Source organism: Variovorax glucosi, assembly GCF_051216695.1.
Taxonomy (GTDB): domain Bacteria; phylum Pseudomonadota; class Gammaproteobacteria; order Burkholderiales; family Burkholderiaceae_C; genus Variovorax.
In genome coordinates this window covers 255,278-275,933 of sequence record NZ_JBPJZE010000001.1, presented here as the reverse complement: position 1 = coordinate 275,933, position 20,656 = coordinate 255,278, and the positions used below count along the sequence as shown (strand labels likewise).

21 protein-coding genes and 1 tRNA gene are annotated in these 20,656 nt (G+C 62.3%); 12 read left to right on the top strand and 10 right to left on the bottom strand.

The window, feature by feature from the left end:
* Window positions 1-8 precede the first annotated feature (8 nt).
* The 3 genes from ACSFA3_RS01350 to ACSFA3_RS01340 all read left to right on the top strand — a co-directional run bounded on the left by ACSFA3_RS01350 (window position 9) and on the right by ACSFA3_RS01340 (window position 1,513).
* Window positions 9-938: an SPFH domain-containing protein gene (locus ACSFA3_RS01350; RefSeq protein WP_435503609.1), complete on the top strand. Its 930-nt coding sequence runs from the start codon at window positions 9-11 to the stop codon at window positions 936-938.
* A 39-nt stretch (window positions 939-977) separates the two neighbouring features.
* Window positions 978-1,068 (top strand) — tRNA-Ser (locus ACSFA3_RS01345).
* Window positions 1,069-1,195: 127 nt separating this feature from the next.
* On the top strand, window positions 1,196-1,513 hold the full coding sequence (locus tag ACSFA3_RS01340; RefSeq protein ID WP_435503608.1) for a hypothetical protein: 318 nt from the start codon (window positions 1,196-1,198) through the stop codon (window positions 1,511-1,513).
* A gap of 103 nt (window positions 1,514-1,616) precedes the next feature.
* On the opposite strand, the gene ACSFA3_RS01335 is transcribed toward ACSFA3_RS01340, so the two are convergent.
* From ACSFA3_RS01335 to ACSFA3_RS01320, 4 genes are all read right to left on the bottom strand, one after another.
* Entirely contained in the window at window positions 1,617-2,819 is a 1,203-nt protein-coding gene (locus ACSFA3_RS01335; RefSeq protein WP_435503607.1) for a branched-chain amino acid ABC transporter substrate-binding protein, read from the bottom strand.
* A gap of 146 nt (window positions 2,820-2,965) precedes the next feature.
* A complete protein-coding gene (locus ACSFA3_RS01330) occupies window positions 2,966-3,352 on the bottom strand; it encodes a hypothetical protein (protein ID WP_435503606.1) in 387 nt (128 codons plus the stop codon).
* Complete coding sequence (locus ACSFA3_RS01325) at window positions 3,349-3,792, bottom strand: DNA polymerase III subunit chi (RefSeq protein WP_435503605.1); 444 nt, start codon at window positions 3,790-3,792, stop codon at window positions 3,349-3,351. Before ACSFA3_RS01325 ends, ACSFA3_RS01330 begins: the two co-directional genes overlap by 4 nt.
* Window positions 3,793-3,803: 11 nt before the next feature.
* A complete protein-coding gene (locus ACSFA3_RS01320) occupies window positions 3,804-5,336 on the bottom strand; it encodes a leucyl aminopeptidase (RefSeq protein WP_435503604.1) in 1,533 nt (510 codons plus the stop codon).
* 21 nt (window positions 5,337-5,357) lie between these two features.
* Here ACSFA3_RS01320 and lptF point away from each other — a divergent pair, with 21 nt between their 5' ends.
* The 6 genes from lptF (at window position 5,358) to ACSFA3_RS01290 (ending at window position 10,411) form a co-directional block, all read left to right on the top strand.
* Window positions 5,358-6,479, top strand: coding sequence for an LPS export ABC transporter permease LptF (gene lptF / locus ACSFA3_RS01315; protein ID WP_435503603.1), 1,122 nt, complete (start codon window positions 5,358-5,360; stop codon window positions 6,477-6,479).
* Window positions 6,476-7,588, top strand: a complete 1,113-nt coding sequence (gene lptG / locus ACSFA3_RS01310) for an LPS export ABC transporter permease LptG (RefSeq protein WP_435503602.1) — start codon at window positions 6,476-6,478, stop codon at window positions 7,586-7,588. Before lptF ends, lptG begins: the two co-directional genes overlap by 4 nt.
* 2 nt (window positions 7,589-7,590) lie before the next feature.
* Window positions 7,591-7,959 carry a sirohydrochlorin chelatase gene (locus ACSFA3_RS01305; RefSeq protein WP_435503601.1) on the top strand — a complete coding sequence of 123 codons (369 nt, stop codon included), beginning with the start codon at window positions 7,591-7,593 and terminating at the stop codon, window positions 7,957-7,959.
* 62 nt (window positions 7,960-8,021) lie between these two features.
* The gene (locus ACSFA3_RS01300; RefSeq protein WP_435503600.1) at window positions 8,022-8,963 is read left to right on the top strand and encodes a CysB family HTH-type transcriptional regulator; all 942 of its coding nucleotides are present in this window, start codon (window positions 8,022-8,024) and stop codon (window positions 8,961-8,963) included.
* Window positions 8,960-10,147 (top strand): pyridoxal phosphate-dependent aminotransferase, encoded by a 1,188-nt coding sequence (locus ACSFA3_RS01295; protein WP_435503599.1) that lies wholly within the window; start codon window positions 8,960-8,962, stop codon window positions 10,145-10,147. The genes ACSFA3_RS01300 and ACSFA3_RS01295 overlap by 4 nt, the downstream gene beginning before the upstream one ends.
* 111 nt (window positions 10,148-10,258) lie before the next feature.
* Complete coding sequence (locus tag ACSFA3_RS01290) at window positions 10,259-10,411, top strand: DUF3309 family protein (RefSeq protein ID WP_435503598.1); 153 nt, start codon at window positions 10,259-10,261, stop codon at window positions 10,409-10,411.
* Between the two features lie 33 nt (window positions 10,412-10,444).
* Here the strand turns inward: ACSFA3_RS01290 and ACSFA3_RS01285 are convergent, their stop codons facing one another.
* From ACSFA3_RS01285 to hrpA, 3 genes are all read right to left on the bottom strand, one after another.
* Window positions 10,445-11,518: an acyltransferase family protein gene (locus tag ACSFA3_RS01285; protein ID WP_435503597.1), complete on the bottom strand. Its 1,074-nt coding sequence runs from the start codon at window positions 11,516-11,518 to the stop codon at window positions 10,445-10,447.
* 79 nt (window positions 11,519-11,597) lie between these two features.
* Window positions 11,598-12,617 carry a Bug family tripartite tricarboxylate transporter substrate binding protein gene (locus ACSFA3_RS01280; protein ID WP_435503596.1) on the bottom strand — a complete coding sequence of 340 codons (1,020 nt, stop codon included), beginning with the start codon at window positions 12,615-12,617 and terminating at the stop codon, window positions 11,598-11,600.
* Window positions 12,618-12,709: 92 nt separating this feature from the next.
* Window positions 12,710-16,813, bottom strand: coding sequence for an ATP-dependent RNA helicase HrpA (gene hrpA / locus ACSFA3_RS01275; RefSeq protein ID WP_435503595.1), 4,104 nt, complete (start codon window positions 16,811-16,813; stop codon window positions 12,710-12,712).
* Window positions 16,814-16,888: 75 nt separating this feature from the next.
* Here hrpA and ACSFA3_RS01270 point away from each other — a divergent pair, with 75 nt between their 5' ends.
* Genes ACSFA3_RS01270 through argA form a run of 3 tightly spaced genes read left to right on the top strand, consistent with a single transcriptional unit; the run spans window position 16,889 to window position 18,954 of the window.
* On the top strand, window positions 16,889-17,149 hold the full coding sequence (locus tag ACSFA3_RS01270) for a hypothetical protein (RefSeq protein ID WP_435503594.1): 261 nt from the start codon (window positions 16,889-16,891) through the stop codon (window positions 17,147-17,149).
* The gene (locus ACSFA3_RS01265) at window positions 17,146-17,565 is read left to right on the top strand and encodes a PIN domain-containing protein (protein WP_435503593.1); all 420 of its coding nucleotides are present in this window, start codon (window positions 17,146-17,148) and stop codon (window positions 17,563-17,565) included. The genes ACSFA3_RS01270 and ACSFA3_RS01265 overlap by 4 nt, the downstream gene beginning before the upstream one ends.
* A 39-nt stretch (window positions 17,566-17,604) precedes the next feature.
* On the top strand, window positions 17,605-18,954 hold the full coding sequence (gene argA / locus ACSFA3_RS01260) for an amino-acid N-acetyltransferase (RefSeq protein WP_435503592.1): 1,350 nt from the start codon (window positions 17,605-17,607) through the stop codon (window positions 18,952-18,954).
* 13 nt (window positions 18,955-18,967) lie between these two features.
* On the opposite strand, the gene ACSFA3_RS01255 is transcribed toward argA, so the two are convergent.
* The 3 genes from ACSFA3_RS01255 to ACSFA3_RS01245 all read right to left on the bottom strand — a co-directional run bounded on the left by ACSFA3_RS01255 (window position 18,968) and on the right by ACSFA3_RS01245 (window position 20,650).
* Window positions 18,968-19,570, bottom strand: coding sequence for a hypothetical protein (locus ACSFA3_RS01255; RefSeq protein WP_435503591.1), 603 nt, complete (start codon window positions 19,568-19,570; stop codon window positions 18,968-18,970).
* A gap of 78 nt (window positions 19,571-19,648) precedes the next feature.
* Window positions 19,649-20,107, bottom strand: a complete 459-nt coding sequence (locus tag ACSFA3_RS01250) for a DUF4174 domain-containing protein (RefSeq protein ID WP_435503590.1) — start codon at window positions 20,105-20,107, stop codon at window positions 19,649-19,651.
* A gap of 66 nt (window positions 20,108-20,173) precedes the next feature.
* Window positions 20,174-20,650, bottom strand: coding sequence for a hypothetical protein (locus ACSFA3_RS01245; RefSeq protein ID WP_435503589.1), 477 nt, complete (start codon window positions 20,648-20,650; stop codon window positions 20,174-20,176).
* Between the last annotated feature and the right edge of the window lie 6 nt (window positions 20,651-20,656).

Here is a 20,656-nt window from a genome sequence, read left to right as displayed (position 1 = left end):
AACGCTCAATGGATTTCGCCGTACCCATGGTCATTCTGGTGATAGCCGTCATCTTCATCAGTCAGTCGGTCAAGTTCGTGCCGCAACAGAACGCCTGGGTGCGCGAGCGCCTAGGCAAATATCACAACACGATGACGCCCGGGCCCAACTTCCTGATTCCGTTCATCGACAAGGTCGCCTACAAGCACAGCCTGAAGGAAATACCGCTCGACGTACCGAGCCAGATCTGCATCACGCGTGACAACACGCAGTTGCAGGTCGACGGCATCCTGTATTTCCAGGTGACCGACCCGATGCGCGCGAGCTACGGCTCCTCGAACTACATCGTCGCGGTGACGCAGTTGGCCCAGACGTCGCTGCGCAGCGTGATCGGCAAGCTCGAGCTGGACAAGACTTTCGAGGAGCGCGACATCATCAATGCGCAGGTTGTTGCGGCCATCGACGAAGCGGCCCTGAACTGGGGCGTGAAAGTCCTGCGCTATGAAATAAAGGATCTGACGCCACCCAAGGAGATCCTGCAGGCGATGCAGCGCCAGATCACGGCCGAACGCGAAAAACGTGCGCTCATCGCCGCATCCGAAGGCCGGCGTCAGGAGCAGATCAACATCGCAACCGGCGAACGCGAGGCGTTCATCGCCCGTTCGGAAGGCGAAAAGCAGGCGCAGATCAACAACGCCCAGGGTGAAGCTGCCGCGATCACCGCGGTAGCCGAAGCGAATGCTTTTGCCATCGAGCGCGTGGCTGCCGCGATCCGCCAACCGGGCGGCGAGCAAGCGGTCCAATTGAAAGTCGCCGAGCGCGCTGTCGACGCTTACAGCAAGGTGGCTGCAGATGCAAAGACGACACTGATCGTGCCAAGCAACATGACCGACACGGCGGCGCTGATCGCATCGGCCATGCAAATGGTTCAGACAGGAAAGTCGGTCGGTCAGGTTTGAGATCGACGCATCGGCTGTTGCTATAATCGAGAGCTTCGCGGAACGGTGGATGAGCGGTTTAAGTCGCACGCCTGGAAAGCGTGTGAGGGTTAATAGCCCTCCGCGGGTTCGAATCCCGCCTGTTCCGCCAGAAGATTGAGTTAGAACGCTGATACAGAAATCGGAAATTCCAATTCCGGCATCACTCGGCAAACGAGAGAGCCCCTTCCAAGGGGCTATTTTCGTTGGCTTTACGCGCTCCGTTTCCAAGGAAAGTCATGCTCGCTCGCACACTCGACACCACCAAGGCGGTCGCCGTAGAGGTTCGCCGTGCCGCTGAAGATCTCGCCGTCGTAGCTACTGTCCTCGAACAGGAGCTCCCGGAAGAGGTTCAGGTCGGCGATGTCGCGTTGGCTATAGCCCACGCCGACGAGCTCGAGCAAAAGCTTTCGGCCTCGGCTGCAAAGCTGGTCGAAGCGAATGAAGCATTGGCACACGAAATCGAAAAACGTGTCGAGGTCACCAGGCAGCGCGATGAAAGCGAAGCGCGCGTTGCCGAACTGACAAAGGAAGTCGACGACTCCCGAGCGTCCTGATCCCGGCTCTAGGTTTTCGATAGTCCAGAACCTGAAAAAGGGCCCGAGGGCCCTTTTTTTTGCGGGCGATATCGCGTTGAAGCGATACCGCGTCCGACTACGCTCAGCGCACGACGGCGATTTGCGTGCGCGCACCGCCCTTGTACGTGTACAGCGTCAGAGCGCCGTTCTTGATGTCGCCCTTTTCGTCGAATGCGATCGGACCGGTCAGGCCCTTGTATTCGATCTTGCTGATTTCCGGCAGATACTTTTCCGGTTCTGAAGAACCGGCCTTGACCATCGCAGCGGCAAGCACTTCGACTGCGTCGTATACATACGGTGCATAGATCTGGACTTCGACGCCGTTCTTTTCCTTGAACTTCGTCTTCCAGGCATCCAGCGGCGCCTTGAAGTCACCGTCGACACCGCCAGCTTCGGCGCAGACGACCATGTCTTCGCCGATGGCATCGCCTGCCAGCTTGGCCAGTTCGCCAGTGCACATGCCGTCGCCGCCCATGAACTTGACGTTCAGGCCGAGTTGCTTGACCTGCTTGAGCATCGGGCCTGCGACGGCGTCCATGCCGCCGAAGAACAGCACGTCTGGCTTCGTGCCCTTGAGCTTGGTCAGGATGGCGTTGAAGTCGGTCGACTTGTCGGTGGTGAATTCGTGGCCGACGATGGTCGCGCCGGCAGCCTTGGCTGCCTTTTCGAATTCTTCGGCGACGCCTTGTCCGTAAGCGGTACGGTCGTCGATCACGGCAATGCTCTTGCCCTTCAGCGTTTCGACGGCGTAGCGGCCGAGCGTGCCGCCCAGTTGCGTGTCGTCGGCGACGACGCGGAATGCGGTCTTGAAGCCTTGACGCGTGTACTTGGGATTCGTCGCCGACGGCGAGATCTGGGGAATGCCGGCATCGCTGTACAGCTTGGATGCAGGGATCGTGGTGCCCGAATTCAGGTGGCCGACGATGCCGTTGACCTTGCTGTCGACCAGCTTCTGCGCAACGGCAGTACCTTGCTTGGGATCGCCAGCGTCGTCTTCTGCGATCAGTTCAAACTTGGCGACGCGGTCACCGATCTTCAGGCCGCGTGCGTTCAGGTCTTCGATCGCCATGCGTGCGCCGAATTCATTGTCCTTGCCCAGATGGGCGATCGCACCGCTGGTCGGTCCGACATGCCCGATCTTGACCAGGAGCGCGTCGACGGGGGCGGCGGCAGGAGCCGCTGCGGTAGGGGCGGAAGTGGCGGCAGGTGCTGCAGCTTCTTCTTTTTTGCCACAAGCCACGAGCGTGAGCGCAGCGAGTGCGACTGCAGTCCATTTCAATTGCATGAGAACCTCCAAGGAACGTATTGAATGAGTAGAAAAACGGTCTTTTGAACCGTGCACGACATCGGAGCAAGTTCCGCGCCGCCCTGAGTCCGTCGGCATCTTCGCACCTTTGAACGGGGCGGAGTGTAGCTGAGGCTGCACCAATTTCAGGCGAGGGTAGACCCAGGGTTTGCACGCAGTTCCCGAGCCAGGGCATCGGTCACGAGACGGCGCAATACTTTCTCGATTTCGCTGCGCAACTGAGGAACCATTACGTCGAGCTGCGCCTGAACGGCAGCCGCCACGACATCGCTCAGTTCGTTCTCCAGCGACGCGTCGACGCGTTCGAGCACCCGCTGCAGGAGTTCCTCTTCCAGTGCCACATTCTCTTCATTGGTGCGTTGGGAGGCAGGGTCGAGATCGAGCGCCATCGTGGTGCGGGAATCGGGTGTATCGATAACGGCCGCGATCTCGTTCTCGCCCTCCGGCTCGATCACCGTCGTCAGCGTCGGAACGAAGCGAGGCGGCGTGCGTGGCGTGCTGGCGACGGTCATGATGCACGCCCGACGGCCTGGAAATCATGCCGGACGATTGCGTACCCGCGATCGGCGTAATGGCGCCAACGCGAGCGAGCGGTCTGCCGATCGCCCTCGTCGTCGCTCACGATGTCGATCAGCCTCTCGAAGCGTTCGAAACCGGTCGGCACTTCCGCGCCGAGATTCAGCAACACCTGCCGATGCGGCAACTGGGCCGTATCGCGTCCGGCAAGCACCACGGGCGAGCGTGCCAGTACGGCCGGCTCGGCATCGATGCCGCAATGCGCGATGAAATCGACTGCCGAAAGCTGCCAGAGCGCCAGGTCGATGGCATCGAGCACTGCATCGTCGCCGACGACCACCACCTGAGCGCCGCGCGCTGCGACCGCTTTGCGGAGAAGCCGGCAGGCGTAATTCACCTTGTCGGGTGTATTGAAGTGGAAGTCGATGCCCGTCACGTCGACATCACTCAGGCAACACGCGTCTTGCGGGCAACCTTGCGCGGTGCCGGGACAGGCGTCGCGGCTTCCGATTCAGTGGCGGCGCGGTCGAGCAGATAGGTCAGAAGCAAGCCGACCGGACGGCCGGTAGAGCCCTTCGCCGCCCCGCTTTTCCAGGCGCTGCCGGCGATGTCGAGATGCGCCCACGGGAAGTCCCCGACGAAACGCTGCAGGAACTTCGCTGCAGTGATGGCGCCACCGGCACGGCCGCCGATGTTCGCCACATCCGCGAAATTGCTCTTCAGGCCGTCGGCGTACTCGTCGTCCAGCGGCATGCGCCAGCAACGGTCCTGCGAGCGCTCGCCGGCAGCCGAGAGCGCCGCCGCCAGCGCGTCGTCGCTGGAGAACAGTCCGCTGCGCACGCCACCCAAGGCGACCACGCAGGCACCGGTCAGGGTCGCGATGTCGATCACTGCAGCCGGATTGAAACGCTTCGCGTACGTGAGCGCGTCGCACAGGATGAGGCGTCCTTCGGCGTCGGTGTTGAGCACCTCGATTGTCTGGCCGCTCATGCTGGTGACGACGTCGCCAGGCTTGATGGCCCGGCCGTCGTTCATGTTCTCGCAAGACGGGATCAGGCCGATGACGTTGATCGCCGGCTTGATCTCGCCAAGGGCACGGAAGACGCCGATGACACTGGCCGCGCCGCACATGTCGTACTTCATCTCGTCCATGTCGGCAGCCGGCTTCATCGACACGCCACCGGTGTCGAAGGTGATGCCCTTGCCGATCAGCACGACGGGCGCAGCGTCTTTCGCTCCGCCCTGGTAGCGCATCACCACGAAGCGCAATGGCTCGTCGGAGCCCTTGGCGACCGCGGCGAACGAGCCCATGCCGAGCTTGGCGACTTCCTTCGGTCCGAGGACTTCGACCTTGATGCGCGGCAGCGCGCCGAGCTCTGCCGCAGCATCGGCGAGCATCGTCGGCGTGGCGTAGTTGGCAGGACGATTGCCCCATTCCTTGGCCAGCTCGACGCCCGCGACGGTGGCGCCGGCGGTCGCGAAGGCATCGGACACGTCGGACGCATTCGGCACGCCGAGCACGAGCTGGCGAATGCTGCGCGCATCGACCTTCGGCTTTGTGGTCGTGTAGACGTAGCTCGCATCGGCGGCTGCATACACGGCCGCATGGACGCTCGCATCGTCTGCAACGTGAGCGAACACGATCGAAAGACGCTTCGGATTGGCTGTCTTTACTGCGTTGACCGCAGCAGTCACGGCGCTGCGCACCGAGGCCGGCTTCCCGTCGCCGACGGAAACGAGCACCACGCGTGGCGAGACGATGCCCGCAGGGCGGTAGAGTGACAGCAGACGGCCCGCTTTTTCCGGCAGGTCGCCGGCTTTGCGTACTTCGTCGATGAGTGCCGCCAACACATCCTTCGATGCAGCGACGGCCTTTACCGTCTTGGCGGGGGTGTTGTCCGGTCCGACGAGCACGATGAGTGCGTCGGTCTTTTCGCTGACCGCCTGGGCGGTCGTGAGGGTCTTGAGCTGGAAGTCCATAATCCTTTTTTTCCCTCGACGATGTTATTCCATTCCTCTCTCCGCAAGGAGCTGGCCCGAAGCTTCGGTGCCACGCTCGTCGTCCTGGCCACGATCGTGATGACCATGATGCTGATCCGCACGCTCGGCCTGGCGTCGAAGGGCAGCGTCAATCCGTCGGATGTACTGCTGGTCATGGCTTACACGGTGCTCGGCTACATGCCGACCATTCTCAGCCTCAGTCTTTTCGTCTCGATCGTCGGCACGCTTTCGCGCATGTATCGCGACAGCGAGATGGTGATCTGGTTCTCGAGCGGCCGCAGCCTGATCGATTTCATCAAGCCGCTGTTCGGCTTCGCGTGGCCGGTGCTGGTGACGATCACGGTACTGGCTCTGGTCGGTTGGCCGTGGGCCAATTCGCAGACCCAGGGCATGCGCGACCAATACGAACGCCGCGGCGATCTCGAGCGCATCGCGCCGGGCGAATTCCGCGAATCGTCGGGCCGTAACCGCGTGTTCTTCATCGACAAGGACACGCCCGATGGCGCGACCGCGACCAACGTCTTCATCTCGTCGATCGAGCGCAACCTGCAGATCATCACCTCGGCGAAGACCGGCAACATAGACAACATCGGCGACATCCGTTACCTGATGCTGGGCAACGGCCAGCGGCTGGAGCGGCCGCTCGACGGCGCGACCGGCCTGAAGATCAGCGAATTTGAGACCTACGGCGCGAAGATCGGCAGCGACGTCGTCACGTCGACTGACGACACGCCGGTGCGTGCCCGCTCGACCCGCATGCTGATCTCGGATCCGAGCCCGGTGAACCAGGGCGAACTCGGATGGCGCCTGGGACTGCTGTTTGCAGGAATCAACTTCGTGCTGCTGGCGCTGACGCTCTCGAGCGTGAACCCGCGCGTCGGAAGAAGCGGCAACCTCATGCTGGCGCTGTTTTCGTTCATCGTCTACTACAACCTGCTGAATCTGGGACAGAGCTGGGTGGCCTCCGGGCGCTTCAGCGTGGTGGCCTTCATGCTGATGCTTCACGGCGGCCTGATGGCACTGGTCCTGCTATGGCTGGCCAAGCGCAACAACAACTGGGGTCGCCGTGCGAAAGCGCCCCCCCCGCCGACCCCTTCCCGCACGCCGGTAGCCCACGTTTGAAAACAATCCGTCACCTGATCTACAGCGAGATCCTGAGGTCCGTGGCTTTCGTCACGCTCGGGTTCCTGAGCCTGTTCTTCTTCTTCGACTTCGTCGACGAACTTCAAAGCATCAGCCGCTCGTCCGGCGACGGCTACGGAGCGCCGCAAGCGCTCGCGTACGTGGCACTGCTCATTCCGAGTCACCTCTACGAACTGCTCCCCATCGCGGTGCTCATCGGCACCATTTTCGTGATGGCGCGTCTTGCGCAAAGCTCCGAATACACGATCCTGCGCACCAGCGGCCTGGGTCCGTGGCGCGCGCTGCGGACGCTTCTGGTGCTGGGACTCGGCTTCGTAGTGCTGACCTTCGCCGTCGGCGACTACGTCGCGCCGTATGCCGACCGCGCGGCGCAACTGCTCAAGACGCGCTTCCGCGGCGAAGTCTTCGCGACGACCGGCACCACCGGAGCGTGGCTCAAGGAAAAGCAGGGCGCGATGTCGTATGCCGTCAACGTGAGCGCGCTGAACCGGGACGGCACTCTTGCGGCGCCGCGCATCTTCGAGTTCGATTCGAGGGGGTTCGTGGCCTCGCAGACCTCGGCCGCTTCGGCGCGCATCGAGGGCGACAGTTGGGTGCTCTCGAATGTCGACCGGCAGCAGTACGACACGCGCAGTACCAGCGATACCGCGCATATCAAGAACACCCGGATGCCGGAAATGCGCTGGCCGACGACGCTGACGAGCGAAATGGTCTCGGTCGCGCTGCTTAAACCCGACCGCATGCCGACGATCGATCTCTTCGAATACATCCGCCACCTCGAAGCCAACGGGCAGACGGCCCAGCGCTATGAGATCCAGTTCTGGCGCAAGGTGTTCTATCCGCTGTCCTGCCTGGTGATGGTGGTGCTGGCCCTGCCATTTGCGTATCTGCACTTCCGGCAGTCCGGCATCACGAGCTACGTGTTCGGTGGCGTGATGATCGGCATCAGCTTTTTCCTGCTGAACAATGTGTTCGGCTATATCGGCAACCTCGGAACCTGGCTGCCTTGGCTGACGGCGGCGGCGCCGGGACTGATATATACCGTGATGTCGCTGGCCGCGTTCGGCTGGCTGGTACTGAGGCGTTGACTATGCAAGGCATGCGAGGGGTGATTCTTTTTGCGCACGGTTCGAGGGATCCGCGCTGGCGCGATCCGATGGAAAGCGTTGCCGAGCGCATGCGTGCGCAGGAGCCGGGAACCGCGGTGATGTGCGCGTTTCTGGAGTTGGCAACGCCCGACATCGCAGAGGCCGCTTCGACGTTGATATCGGACGGCGCCCGAAGCCTTCGCGTCGTGCCGATGTTCCTCGGAATGGGCAAGCATGCGCGCGAAGACCTGCCGGAGCTGGTCGACGCATTGCGCCTGGCACATCCCGACGTTCCGGTTTCTGTCGCGCGCGCAATCGGCGAGGAGGCTGAAGTCACCGACCTCCTGGCGCAGATTGCCCTGCGGTCCTGACCCGGATCGAATTCGATAGATTCCGAAGGCATAATGAAGTCCGTAGAAAGACGGAATCTGTTATGAATCTTCATCAATTCAAGTTTGTGCAGGAGGCTGTCCGGCGCAACCTGAACCTGACCGAGGCTGCCAAGGCACTGCATACATCGCAGCCCGGCGTGTCCAAGGCGATCATCGAACTCGAGGAAGAGCTCGGTATCGAGATCTTCGCCCGCCACGGCAAGCGGCTCAAGCGCGTGACCGAGCCCGGCGAGCACGTGATCAAGAGCATCGAACTGATCATGCGCGAGGTCGGCAACCTGAAGCGTATCGGCGAGCAATTCAGCGCGCAGGACAGCGGCACGCTCTCCATCGCGACCACCCACACCCAGGCACGCTACGTATTGCCGATTCCGGTGGCCAATCTGCGAGAGGCGTACCCGAAGGTGAACGTCAGCCTGCACCAGGGCTCGCCCGATCAGGTCGCGCGAATGGTGATCGACGAAATCGCCGAGATCGGCATCGCTACCGAATCGCTCGACGGATATGCCGAGCTGGTCACCCTGCCCTGCTACGAATGGCAGCATGTGCTGGTGTTGCCCAAGGGACATCTGCTGGCCGAAAAGGAACGGGTGTCGCTCGAGGACATCGCGGCCGAGCCGATCATCACGTACCACCCGTCGTTCACCGGCCGGACGCGCATCGACCACGCCTTCGCGCAGAAGAAACTCACGCCGCGCATCGCGCTCGAAGCCATCGATTCGGACGTGATCAAGACCTATGTGCGTCTCGGTCTGGGCATCGGCATCGTGGCCGAGATGGCTGTTCGCGACGACACCAATGCCGATCTGGTCGTTCGTCCGATGGGCCACATCTTCGGCACCAATATCGCCCGCGTGGCTTTCAAGCGCAGCGCCTATCTGCGCAACTTCGTCTTCAAGTTCGCCGAATTGCTCAGCGACCGGCTCGATCGCAACCTCATCGCCAAGGCCCTCAGCGGCCATTCGCAGGACTACGAACTGTGACTTCCAATTTCGCTTCCACCGTACCGAACACGCCTCGCACGCCCGCTGTCGCCACCAAGCTGCCGGCCGTGGGAACGACGATCTTCACAGTCATGTCGGCACTCGCCGCCGAGAAGAATGCGGTCAACCTCGGCCAGGGCTTTCCGGATTTCGACTGCGATCCGGTTTTGCGCAATGCGGTGACACAGGCCATGGCCGAAGGCCACAACCAGTATCCGCCGATGCCCGGCGTGGCTGTGTTGCGCACCGCCGTGGCTGACAAAGTCGCCGCGCTGTACGACCACCGCTACGACCCGGCGACCGATATCACCATCACCGCCGGTGCGACGCAGGCGATCATCACGATCATCCTCGCCATCGCGCATCCCGGCGACGAGGTCATCGTGCTGGAACCCTGCTACGACGCGTACGTACCGAGCATCGAGCTGGCCGGCGGCGTCGTGGTCCGCGTGCCGCTGACGCCGGGCTCCTTCCGCCCCGATTTCGACAAGATCCGCGCCGCGCTGACGCCGAAAACCCGCGCGATCGTGGTCAACACGCCGCACAACCCGAGCGCGACCGTCTGGACAGCCGCCGAAATGCGGACGCTCGAAGAAATGCTCGCACCGACCGACGTCCTGGTGATCGCGGACGAGGTCTACGAGCACATGGTGTTCGACGGCGTGCGGCATGAAAGCGTCGCTCGTTACCCGAATCTGGCAGCTCGCAGCTTCATCGTCAGCAGTTTCGGCAAGACCTATCACGTGACCGGGTGGAAAGTCGGCTACGTCGCAGCGGCAGCGCCGCTGACGGCCGAATTCCGCAAGGTGCACCAGTTCAATGTGTTCACGGTCAATACGCCCATGCAGTACGCGCTGGCCCACTACATGGAGAGCCCCGCACCGTATCTGGATCTGCCGGCGTTCTATCAGCGCAAGCGCGATCTCTTCGCGGAAGGCCTGGCCAAAACCCGTTTCAAACTTCTTCCAAGCGCAGGCACCTATTTCCAGTGCGTGGACATCACCGATGTCAGCGATCTTGGAGAAGCGGATTTCTGCAAATGGCTTGCAACCGAAATCGGCGTAGCGGCGATTCCGCTTTCCGCGTTCTACGGCGATGGATTCGACCAACGCGTCGTTCGCTTCTGCTTCGCCAAGAAGGACGAGACCCTCCGACACGCACTCGGCCGGCTCGCGAAGCTCTGACGGTCATTGTCGACATCCCCTGACCAAGAGAAGGGCTTTTATCGCTTTTCGAGACGAAACCAGGGCGACAAGATGAGGCCATTCAAATTCGAATGTTCTCTGGAGAAATATATGTCCACCATCCTGCTGGTCGTGCTGATTCTGTTGCTGATTGGCGTGTTGCCTACCTGGGGTCACAGCAAGAGCTGGGGTTACGGCCCAAGCGGCGGTCTCGGTCTGGTGCTCGTCGTGGTCATCGTGCTCTTGGTGATGGGACGAATCTGACGAATCTGCCGAATTGACAAATGCCCGTCCCGGTCATGCCGCGACGGGCATTTTTCCGGATGCATGACGCCGCTGCGAATACAGATCCAGCGCCCTGTATGCAACGACCGACACTCCGAAAGCAACCGCGAAGTAAATTGCGGGCGATTGGATCGATGTCCGCTTCAACAACTCGAACACCGGAATGTGCAACATATAGAGAGGGAACGACACATCGCCCAGCATTCGCATCCACGACGAAGGCCTGCCGCCTGAACCCTGGCGAAGAATGTTTCGAAAGAGGAATACCACCGCTGCGAGGGTGCACATCCGGAGGATGAATGAGATGAGGTCGCTCTGGACGAATTGCGCCATCTCTCCATGCTTGAAACGATAGCCAGCCTGTATGGAAATACTCAGCGCTATGTAAATGGCGAACATCGCGGCAATCGATCGCATGATGTTGCCATTGCCATCGTGATTGCCACTGATGTCCCTGATGTCCCTGTTTCGCGCAAGCCGCATGCCCGACAGCCAGATGAATGCCAGCAACAACAGGTTCACGCCGAAAACGGTTCCAGAGTAATACGTCCAGTGAAAAAGCGTTCGTCCGCAGGTGTAGGCGCAAAACGCAACGAATGAAACTGCAACGAGGCGCTTCACCGTCTTGTCGGACAGGGTGAACAACAGCGGCGTCAGGCAATAAAGCCAGAATTCCAGAGATAGGCTCCATGCAGGTCCGACGATCGATGTAGGAACGACCAGCTGGTTCAAGAAGAGCAGATTGACGATCCACTCCGAAGCCGCAGGCAGCGCCTGGCTGCCCGTATACAGGACGATCCCCATTAAAACCAGGCTCGCCAGATACACCGGATAGATCCGCTTGATCCGGCGCCAGAGGAACTGTTCGGGCTCCTTGCGAAACGAAACGCCGATCGAATATCCGCTGACCAGCAGGAATCCGAGAATCGCCTCGAACGTCCCCAACATCGGAATGACGGTGAAGACGCCGATCGGCATCATCTCGGCCAGATGGTTGAAGGCGACAATGGACGCCAGCACGAACCGGAGCGCTGCTAGCTTGCTCCATGGGTCCACGGGAAGGGTTTGACTGGCTGTACCGCTCATAGCGGCCGCAGTCTATCGGCGTAGTACCTATGACATATTGCGCATATTGATACACCGTGCTGGCTGCGGGCCTTACCGGTTATTCGGCGCGAATGTCGTTCGCCTTGACGATTTCTCCATAGAGCTTGTAGTAATCACGCGTCAGCTTGGCAAGTTGCTCCGGCGAGCCGCCGCCGGGTTCGTCGCCGCGATCGACGATGCCCTTCCGGATATTTTCATCGGCCAGGGCGACGTTCATTGCGGCATTGGCTTTCCTGACGATGTCCGCCGGCAGGCCCGGAGGGCCGTAGAGGCCGATGAACGAGATGATCTCGAAATCCTTCAAGCCGGCTTCGGTCGCAGTCGGAATGTCCGGAAAAGCCGGAACGCGCTTGGGGCCGGTCACGATCAGCGGGCGCAACTGGCCCGACTTGATGAACGGCACCACGACAGAAGCGGCATCGAACATGGCGCTGACGCGACCGGCGATCAGATCGGTCATGGCCGGGCCGCTGCCCTTGTACGGCACGTGGTTCATTTTCGGCTTGCCGATGCGTTCGCGGAACAGTTCCATCGTCGCGTGCGTCAGGCTGCCGGGGCCGGCGGATGCGTAATCGATGTCCTTGCCCATCTTGTCCTGCGCCTTCACGAACGCAATGAACTCCTGGAGATTCTTTGCCGGCACCGTGTTGGGCACCGCCAGGATCAGGGACGACTGCAGCATCAACCCGATCGGCGTGAGCTTCAGCGGGTCGGCCATCGCCGTGTTGCGGTAAGTGTGCGGATTCAGGGTGACGGTGCCGTTGCCGACCAGCAGGCGGTAACCGTCCGCGGGCGCGCGCATGACGTTGTCGGTACCAATGTTGCCTCCGGCGCCGGCCCGGTTGTCGATCACGACGCCCTGCCCCAGTTCCTTCTGCATGCCGACCGTGACCATCCGGCCGGCAAAATCGGTTTGGCCACCCGGTGGATAACCGACCACCAGCGTCACGGTCTTGGTCGGCCAGGCGCCCTGGGCCCATGCCGGCGAACCGGCTGCAGTCAGTCCGGCGGCTGCAAGACCGATCTGGAGCGCCGAACGGCGCGAAAAAGACTGTTTCTTCTTGTCGGTCGAATGCATTTCTTCGTCTCCGGGTTGTATTGCAATACCTTGGCCGGCGTTTATGCCATGACATGCATCCGTCGGCAGCTATCCCTGGGACGTCGACGGGTCTATTGCGCCAATTGCGCCCAGGCCTTGTCCAGCCGCTTTGCGCTCACCGGCTGCGGCGTGCGCAACTCCTGTGCGAAGAAACTCACGCGCAACTCCTCGAGCAGCCAGCGGAATTCGAGCATCCTGTCGTCGACCACGCCCTTGCGTTCCGCGACCAGACGCCAATAGCGCTGCTCCTGCGGCCGCAATTCGGTCAGCTTGGCTGCGTCGCGGGCCGGATCGGCACGCAGCTTGTCGAGCCGTGCGGTGATCGCCTTGAGATAACGCGAGAAATGCTGCAGCTGCGTCCACGGCGTGTCGGCGATGAAGCGCTTGCCGACCAGGCGCTGAAGCTGCTGCGCGGTGTCGGCCGTGACTTCTGGCTGAATCTTCGTGTCCTTGATCTTGCGCACTGCCACTGCGTAGTCGGTCAGGATCGCCGCAGCCAGACGCGCGACCTCGTTCGCGATCAGCGTCAGTCGCCCTCTTCCCTCGTCGATGCGGCGCTTGAAGGCGAATTCGTCGGTCGGCAGCGGCTCCTGCAGGAACGCCCGGTCGAGCGCGACGTCGACGATCTGCGCGCGCAATTCGTCCGCGGTGCCGAGCGGCATGTAGGCGACGGCCATCTTCTGCAGATCCGGAATGTTCTTTTCAAGATACTTCAGCGCGTCCTTCAGCTGCAGCGCAAACAGCCGCCGCAGGCCGGCGCGGTGTTTCGCGGCCGATACGGCAGGCTCATCGAAAACCTCAATCGTCACCGCATCGCCGACATCGACCAGCGCCGGAAAGCCGACCAGCGACTGCGCGCCGCGCCGGACTTCCATCAGCTCGGGCAATTCGCCGAAAGTCCAGGCGGTGTAACGCGCCCCGGCCGGCAGCGACGGCGAAGCAGGCGCTGCGCTCGCCTGCTTCGCCTTGGCAGGTGCATCCGAAGCACCCGGCTTGCCGGCGCTCGGCACGGCCGGCGCAGCGCGCACGTTCAATCCAGCCAGCGCCTGGAACGCGCCCCGCGCCTGCGTTCCGAGTTCCGCCTTCAGCGCGCCGAGGTTGCGGCCCATGCCGAGCTGGCGGCCGTGCTCGTCGACGACGCGCAGATTCATGAACAGATGCGGCGGCAGCATGTCGAGCTTGAAATCGGCACGCAGCACATCGATGCTGGTCAGCGCGCGCGCGCGCTTCAACAGCACGTCGGTCAGCGAGCCCGCGCCGAAAACGTCGGGCTCGGCCAAGCTTTCGGTCAACTTGGCAGCCGATTCGGGCAGCGGCACCAGCCGTGAACGCGGACGCTGCGGCAGGCTCTTGAGCAGCGCCTGGATCTTGTCCTTCAGCATGCCGGTGACCAGCCACTCACATCGCTCCTCGTTGACCTGGTTCAGCACGAACAGCGGCACGGTAACGGTCAGGCCGTCCTTCGCGTCGCCAGGTTCATGCAAATAGGTGGCCGCGCAATCCACGCCGCCGAGTCGCACGGTCGCCGGGAACGACTGCACCGTGATGCCCGCCGCCTGATGGCGCATCAACTCGTCGCGCGACAGGAAAAGCAGACGCGGCTGGGCGCGGGAATTTTCCTTGTACCAATGCTCGAAAGTCGTGCCGCTCGAGATGTCCGGAGGCAGCTGGGCATCGTAGAAGGCATAGATCAGCTCGTCGTCGACCAGCACGTCCTGGCGACGCGACTTGTGCTCCAGCCCTTCGACTTCCTGAATCAGCTTGCGGTTGGTCGCCAGGAACGGCAGCTTGCTGTCCCACTGACCGCCGACCAGCGCCTCGCGGATGAAGATCTCGCGCGCGCCGACCGGGTCGATGTTGGAGAAATCCATGCGCCGACCGCTGTAGATCACTAGGCCGTACAGCGTGGCGCGCTCCAGCGCCGTCACCTGCGCGCCTTTTTTCTCCCAGTGCGGGTCGAGCAGCTGCTTCTTCAGCAGATGCCCGGCGACCTCTTCCAGCCACTGCGGCTCTATGTTGGCAATGCCGCGACCGAACAGCCGCGTCGTCTCGACCAGCTCGGCCGTGACGATCCAGCGCCCCGGCTTCTTGCGCAGATGTGCGCCCGGATGCGGGAAGAACTTGATGCCGCGCGCGCCCAGATACTCGCCCGATGGCCGTCCGCCGCCCTGCTGCTGTGTCGGCGCACCCCCGCCCCCGCTCGGCGCCTCTTCCATCTTCCAGCCGATGTTGCCCAGCAGGCCGGCGAGCATCGACAGGTGGAGCGCCTCGTAGCTGGCCGGCTGCGTGTTGAACTTCCACTTGTGCTCGGCGACGACCGTGAGCAGCTGCGAATGGATGTCCCGCCATTCGCGCACGCGCCGGATGTTGACGAAGTTCTGGCGCAGCAACTGCTCGTACTGGCGGTTGCTCAGCTTGTGTGTCGGCTGGGTTTCGGCCACGGCCGCAGGCGCCGCAGCGGCAACCAGTCGCTGCGCGATCGGCAGCACCGCAGCGCTCGCGCGTCTTGGCTGCAGACCTTGTGCCGCCTGCATCTCGCGCCGGGTCGTCGCGACCGGCGCGCCGCCTCTGGCATCGCCGAGCCATTTCCACAGCGTCAGGTAGCCGCAGAACTCGCTCTTCTCATCATCGAACTTGGCATGCGCCTGATCGGCCTGCTGCTGCATGTCCATCGGGCGATCGCGCACGTCCTGCACGCTGAGCGCGCTGGCGATGACCAGCACTTCCTCCAGCGCGCCACGCGAGCGTGCTTCTAGAATCATCCGGCCGACGCGCGGGTCGAGCGGCAGACGCGAAAGTTCTCGGCCGATGTGGGTCAGCTCATTGGCATCGTCGACCGCGCCGAGTTCGTTCAGGAGCTGGTAGCCGTCGGCAATCGCACGCCGCTGCGGCGGCTCCAGGAAAGGAAACTGCTCGACATCGCCCAGGTGCAGCGACTTCATCCGCAGAATCACGCTGGCCAGCGACGAGCGCAGGATTTCCGGATCGGTGAATCGTGGCCGGCCCTGGAAATCCTTCTCGTCGTAGAGCCGGATGCAGATGCCGTTCGCCACGCGCCCGCATCGTCCGGCGCGCTGGTTGGCAGCCGCCTGGCTGATCGGCTCGACCAGCAACTGCTCGACCTTGCTGCGGAAGCTGTAGCGCTTAACCCGCGCCGTCCCGGCGTCGATCACGTAGCGCGTACCCGGCACCGTCAGCGAGGTTTCCGCGACATTCGTTGCCAGCACGATCCGCCGGCCGTTGTGGCTTTCGAAGATGCGGTCCTGCTCTGCGGGAGAAAGTCGTGCAAAGAGCGGCAGCACTTCGGCATTGCGCATCACCGGCTGATTCGCCAGATGACGGCGCAGATGATCGGTCGCCTCGCGGATTTCTCGTTCGCCGGGCAGGAAGATCAGGATGTCGCCGGCGTTGTGCGGATCGCGCCAGAGCTCGTCGACGCCGTCGGCAATCGCATCGTTGATGTCGTATTCGCGCGACTCCTCGTAAGGTCGATAGCGCTGCTCGACCGGGAACGTGCGACCGGACACATAGATGACCGGCGCCGGGCCTTTCGCCGACTTGAAGTGCTGCGCGAAGCGGTCGGCGTCGATGGTCGCCGAGGTCACGATGATCTTCAGGTCGGGCCGGCGCGGAAGAATCTCGCGCAGGTAGCCGAGCAGGAAGTCGATATTCAGCGACCGCTCATGGGCTTCGTCGATGATGATCGTGTCGTAGGCCTTGAGCAGCGGATCGGTCTGCGTCTCGGCCAGCAGGATGCCGTCGGTCATCAGCTTGACCGACGCGTCGCGGCTCAGCCTGTCCTGGAAGCGCACCTTGAAACCGACCACGTCGCCGAGTGGCGTCTTCAGCTCTTCGGCAATGCGCTTGGCCACGGAGCTGGCGGCGATCCGCCGCGGCTGCGTGTGCCCGATCAGCTTGCCCTGTCCCGGCGGGCTGTTCAGCTTTCCGCGGCCCAGCAGCAGCGCGATCTTCGGCAATTGCGTCGTCTTGCCGGAGCCGGTTTCGCCGCAGACGATCACGACCTGATTGGCGGCGATGGCTTCGGCAATCTCTTCGCGGCGGGCGGAAACGGGGAGCGATTCGGGGAATTCGATGGCGAGCTTCGGGCGCGCAGCTGGGATTGCGGGCACGGAAGAACTGGGAGTGCGAGGTGAGGCAGGCGTGGGGGAACTCATGGGATACGCGATTATCTCATTACACGAGTTCACGTGCTACACTGATTCTCGCAAAGCCCTTCCAGGAGATATCTGATGGCCAATCTCACCGTATCGATCGACGAGAACCTGATTCGCAGGGCAAGAGTCCGCGCCATCAACGAGGGCACGTCGGTGAGCGCCCGCATCCGGGAGTTCGTTGCCGACTACGCGCAGGGCAGCGACAGGCGCAAGAGCGCTGGCGAGGCTTTTCTGGCGGCAGCTCGACGCAGCACAGCCAACAGCGAGGGGGCGTCCTGGTCGCGCGACGATGCGAACGATCGTGTCGTCGGCGGTCGCGAGGCTTCCGGTTCGTGATCACATTCTTCGATACGAACATACTGGTCTATACCGTCGATGCAGGCGATCCGGTCCGCCGGGAAATCGCGATCGACCGATTCGCTCGTGCCGTGAAGGAAGAAGAAGTGGTGTTGAGCACGCAGGTGCTGCAGGAGTTCTACAACATCACCACCCGGAAGCTCAAGCCGCCGTTGAGCGCGCGCGAGGCCGCAAGCCAGGTCGAGAAGCTCTGCGCCTTCGAGGTGGTCGGTGCCAGCGGCAACAGCATCGTCGACGCCATCGAGCTGCATCAGAAACACCTCCTGAACTGGTGGGATGCACTCATCCTCGAAGCCGCCTTGCGCGCAAACGCCGACGTTCTGGTTTCGCAGGACGGACAGCACGGTCGTCGGTTCGGCAAACTCGTCGTCGAGAATCCGTTCATGTCCGACTGAACGGACCGGTCCCATCCACTCCATCGCATCCGTCATCGAATGTCCGCAGTCTTCAATTTCACCTTCGTCCCCTGGTTCCGCTCGGTCGCGCCGTACATCCACATGCACCGCGGCAAGACCTTCGTGGTCGGAATCGCGGGCGAAGCGATCGCGGCAGGCAAACTCCAGAACATCGCGCAGGACCTGGCGCTGATCCAGTCGATGGGCGTCAAGGTCGTGCTGGTGCACGGCTTCCGGCCGCAGGTCAACGAGCAGTTACGGGCCAAGGGCCACGAGGCGCGCTACTCGCACGGCATGCGCATCACAGACGAAGTGGCACTGGATTCGGCACAGGAAGCCGCCGGCCAGCTGCGCTACGAAATCGAGGCCGCTTTCAGCCAGGGCTTGCCGAACACGCCGATGGCCGGTTCGACGGTGCGCGTCATTTCAGGTAACTTCATCACCGCGCGACCGGTTGGCGTGATCGACGGCGTGGACTTCAAGCATTCGGGACTGGTACGCAAGGTTGACAGCGTCGGCATCCGCCACACGCTGGATTACGGCGCGATGGTGCTGATGTCGCCGTTCGGTTTTTCGCCGACGGGCGAGGCCTTCAACCTGACGATGGAGGAAGTCGCGACCAGCGTGGCAATCTCTATCCAGGCCGACAAGCTGATCTTCCTGACCGAGATTGCCGGCATCCGCATCGACAGCGAGATGCCGGTGAGCGAAGACAACCCGATCGACACCGAGCTTCCGCTGGACGCCGCCAAGAAATTGCTGGCGACGCTGTCGCCAGCGCAACGTCCGACCGACACCGCGTTCTATCTTCAGCATTGCGTCAAGGCCTGCGAAGCCGGCGTCGAGCGCAGCCATATCCTGCCGTTTTCGGTCGATGGCTCGCTGCTGCTGGAGGTTTACGTACACGACGGCATCGGCACGATGGTTGTCGACGAGAAGCTCGAATCGCTGCGCCAGGCCACGGCCGACGACATCGGCGGCATCCTGCAGCTGATCGAGCCCTTCGAGCGCGACGGCACGCTGGTCAAGCGCGACCGCACCGAGATCGAGCGCGACGTCGATCACTACACGGTCATCGAGCACGACGGCGTGATCTTCGGCTGCGCGGCGCTTTATCCGTACCCGGACGAACGCACGGCCGAGATGGCGGCGCTTACGGTGTCGCCGCAATCGCAGGCGCAGGGCGACGGCGAGCGCATCCTGAAGCGCGTCGAGCAGCGCGCCCGCGCCATGGGCTTGCAGAGCATCTTCGTGCTTACGACGCGCACGATGCACTGGTTCATCAAGCGCGGCTTCGTTCAGGTCGATCCGGAATGGCTGCCTGACGAACGCAAGCGCAAATACAACCGGGATCGTCGCAGTCAGGTGCTGGTGAAGAAGTTCAACTGAGCGGCGAGCGCCTTCAACCGACCAGCGTCTGGTATGCGGCGCGGGTCGTCGGCGACACAGAGTCGAGCAGCAACGCATAAGACGTCTGGTGGCGCGCCATCATCCGCGCCGAAGCCACGGTCTTGGAGCGGCAGAACCAGTGGCAGGTGTGCTGCATCAGGAACAGCTCAGCCGACATCGTGAAAGCCTTGGCCTTCGGCGACAGCTGCTGGACATTGTCAGCAGCGCCGGCGATGCCGCGCGCGTGGATCGCCAGCGCCTTGCGCAGATCGAAGGTGGCGGTCGGCAACAACTTGTCGGCGTAAGGTACGGCAAACGGCAGCTTGCTGACGCGGGCCTGCGATTCGTCGACCTTGGAGAAGCCTGTCGCAAATCGGCCGAACTGCGACGATACCGATTGTTCGCTGGAGGCAAGCAGGTTCCAGATCTGGTCGCGCCGCTCTGGATCGTCTTCGCCCAGGCAGCGGAGGTAGCCCTGGGTCAGGCTCTCCATCAACTTCTCGATCTGGTATTCGCCGAGGTGGCTGCCGAGCAGGGCGATTCGGCGGGCCTGCTCCCTGGATTTGAGAACGTAGGCGCCGCCGAGGAGCAAGGCGGCCAGAAGAAGAAGGTCCATGAAGCGGGCGGTCGGTGCGCGAAGTAAGAATCAGCGCACATTGTCCGCGACAAGCGGACCCGCAAACCAGCGCGCCGATCAGCGCTGGCGCATGGGCATTCGGTCGATCTCGGCGAACACCGCCTCCAGTTTCACATCGGCGCCTTCGGTCATCTTGATTCCGCCATCCTTGCCGATCAGCAGGAACCTCGGCTTGCCGTCGGCCGGAATATCGAGTGCCTGCAGCATGGCGCGCGTGCGACGCGGGCCAAGCAGCTTGCCGTCGCGGCGCCCTTCGCCGGCGATGACGGTGTAAAGCACCATGTCGCGATCGATGAATGCCTCGCGCGACGTTGTCTTCCTGAGCGTTTGCTGCACCCGCTGCAGCAGCGCATCGTCGGCGGTCGGCACTACGATAACGATCGGCCGCGTCTTCCAGCGCTCGGCCGTCAGCGGGTTGTCGGCTGAAGTTGCCGCGGCAATTGGTGAAATGGCCAGTGCGACGATCGTGAAAGCGAACACGAACGGCAGACAGCGGGCGAATTGGCGTAGGTTCACGGTCTTCAACCTCCGGAAAGGAACGTGACCGCCACGATATCCGACCGGCGCCGCTAAGGGCTGGATTCAGGCTTCAGCTTTGTTCGCGGGACGCAGCCTGCTGCTCAAATTGCTACCACCCCCGAATTTGAGGGCCTCGAAAACGGCGGGCAGGACCTTCTTCGGGTCTTTGGAGATGTCCATGGAAGTGCTCAGTTCGCCAAGCAGAAATGGATGGACGTTTCTATTGTTGCAAAGTTCGTTGAACGCCGATTTCGACATCGAAGCCAAATGATCTTTGGCTTTCATCATTTGGCCATTGCGGACTTCGCTTACGACACGGATCAAATCGCTGACGGCTATTCTTTCGAGAGCCGAATAGTTATGACTCACGGCATTTGCAGAGCCAGGCTGCAGGAGCGATTGCAACGCGCTGTCGTTCGAGATGCTGCGCGAAAAAGATGGCGCCTCCTTTTTCGGCATCGCCGATGAATCGCGAAGGTTTGCCGATTTACCGATGGATGCTGAGGCATGGGCTGAATTGATGTTGGGCGCGGAGGACATGACGTT

Coding starts and splice junctions, on each gene's coding strand:
- ACSFA3_RS01350 (WP_435503609.1), top strand. CDS start 9: ATGGATTTCGCCGTACCCATGGTCATTCTGGTGATAGCCGTCATCTTC.
- argA (WP_435503592.1), top strand. CDS start 17,605: ATGTCCGCAGTCTTCAATTTCACCTTCGTCCCCTGGTTCCGCTCGGTC.
- ACSFA3_RS01340 (WP_435503608.1), top strand. CDS start 1,196: ATGCTCGCTCGCACACTCGACACCACCAAGGCGGTCGCCGTAGAGGTT.
- ACSFA3_RS01335 (WP_435503607.1), bottom strand. CDS start 2,819: ATGCAATTGAAATGGACTGCAGTCGCACTCGCTGCGCTCACGCTCGTG.
- ACSFA3_RS01245 (WP_435503589.1), bottom strand. CDS start 20,650: ATGTCCTCCGCGCCCAACATCAATTCAGCCCATGCCTCAGCATCCATC.
- ACSFA3_RS01290 (WP_435503598.1), top strand. CDS start 10,259: ATGTCCACCATCCTGCTGGTCGTGCTGATTCTGTTGCTGATTGGCGTG.
- ACSFA3_RS01280 (WP_435503596.1), bottom strand. CDS start 12,617: ATGCATTCGACCGACAAGAAGAAACAGTCTTTTTCGCGCCGTTCGGCG.
- ACSFA3_RS01255 (WP_435503591.1), bottom strand. CDS start 19,570: ATGGACCTTCTTCTTCTGGCCGCCTTGCTCCTCGGCGGCGCCTACGTT.
- lptF (WP_435503603.1), top strand. CDS start 5,358: ATGTTATTCCATTCCTCTCTCCGCAAGGAGCTGGCCCGAAGCTTCGGT.
- ACSFA3_RS01300 (WP_435503600.1), top strand. CDS start 8,022: ATGAATCTTCATCAATTCAAGTTTGTGCAGGAGGCTGTCCGGCGCAAC.
- ACSFA3_RS01305 (WP_435503601.1), top strand. CDS start 7,591: ATGCAAGGCATGCGAGGGGTGATTCTTTTTGCGCACGGTTCGAGGGAT.
- hrpA (WP_435503595.1), bottom strand. CDS start 16,813: ATGAGTTCCCCCACGCCTGCCTCACCTCGCACTCCCAGTTCTTCCGTG.
- ACSFA3_RS01330 (WP_435503606.1), bottom strand. CDS start 3,352: ATGACCGTCGCCAGCACGCCACGCACGCCGCCTCGCTTCGTTCCGACG.
- ACSFA3_RS01320 (WP_435503604.1), bottom strand. CDS start 5,336: ATGGACTTCCAGCTCAAGACCCTCACGACCGCCCAGGCGGTCAGCGAA.
- ACSFA3_RS01285 (WP_435503597.1), bottom strand. CDS start 11,518: ATGAGCGGTACAGCCAGTCAAACCCTTCCCGTGGACCCATGGAGCAAG.
- ACSFA3_RS01270 (WP_435503594.1), top strand. CDS start 16,889: ATGGCCAATCTCACCGTATCGATCGACGAGAACCTGATTCGCAGGGCA.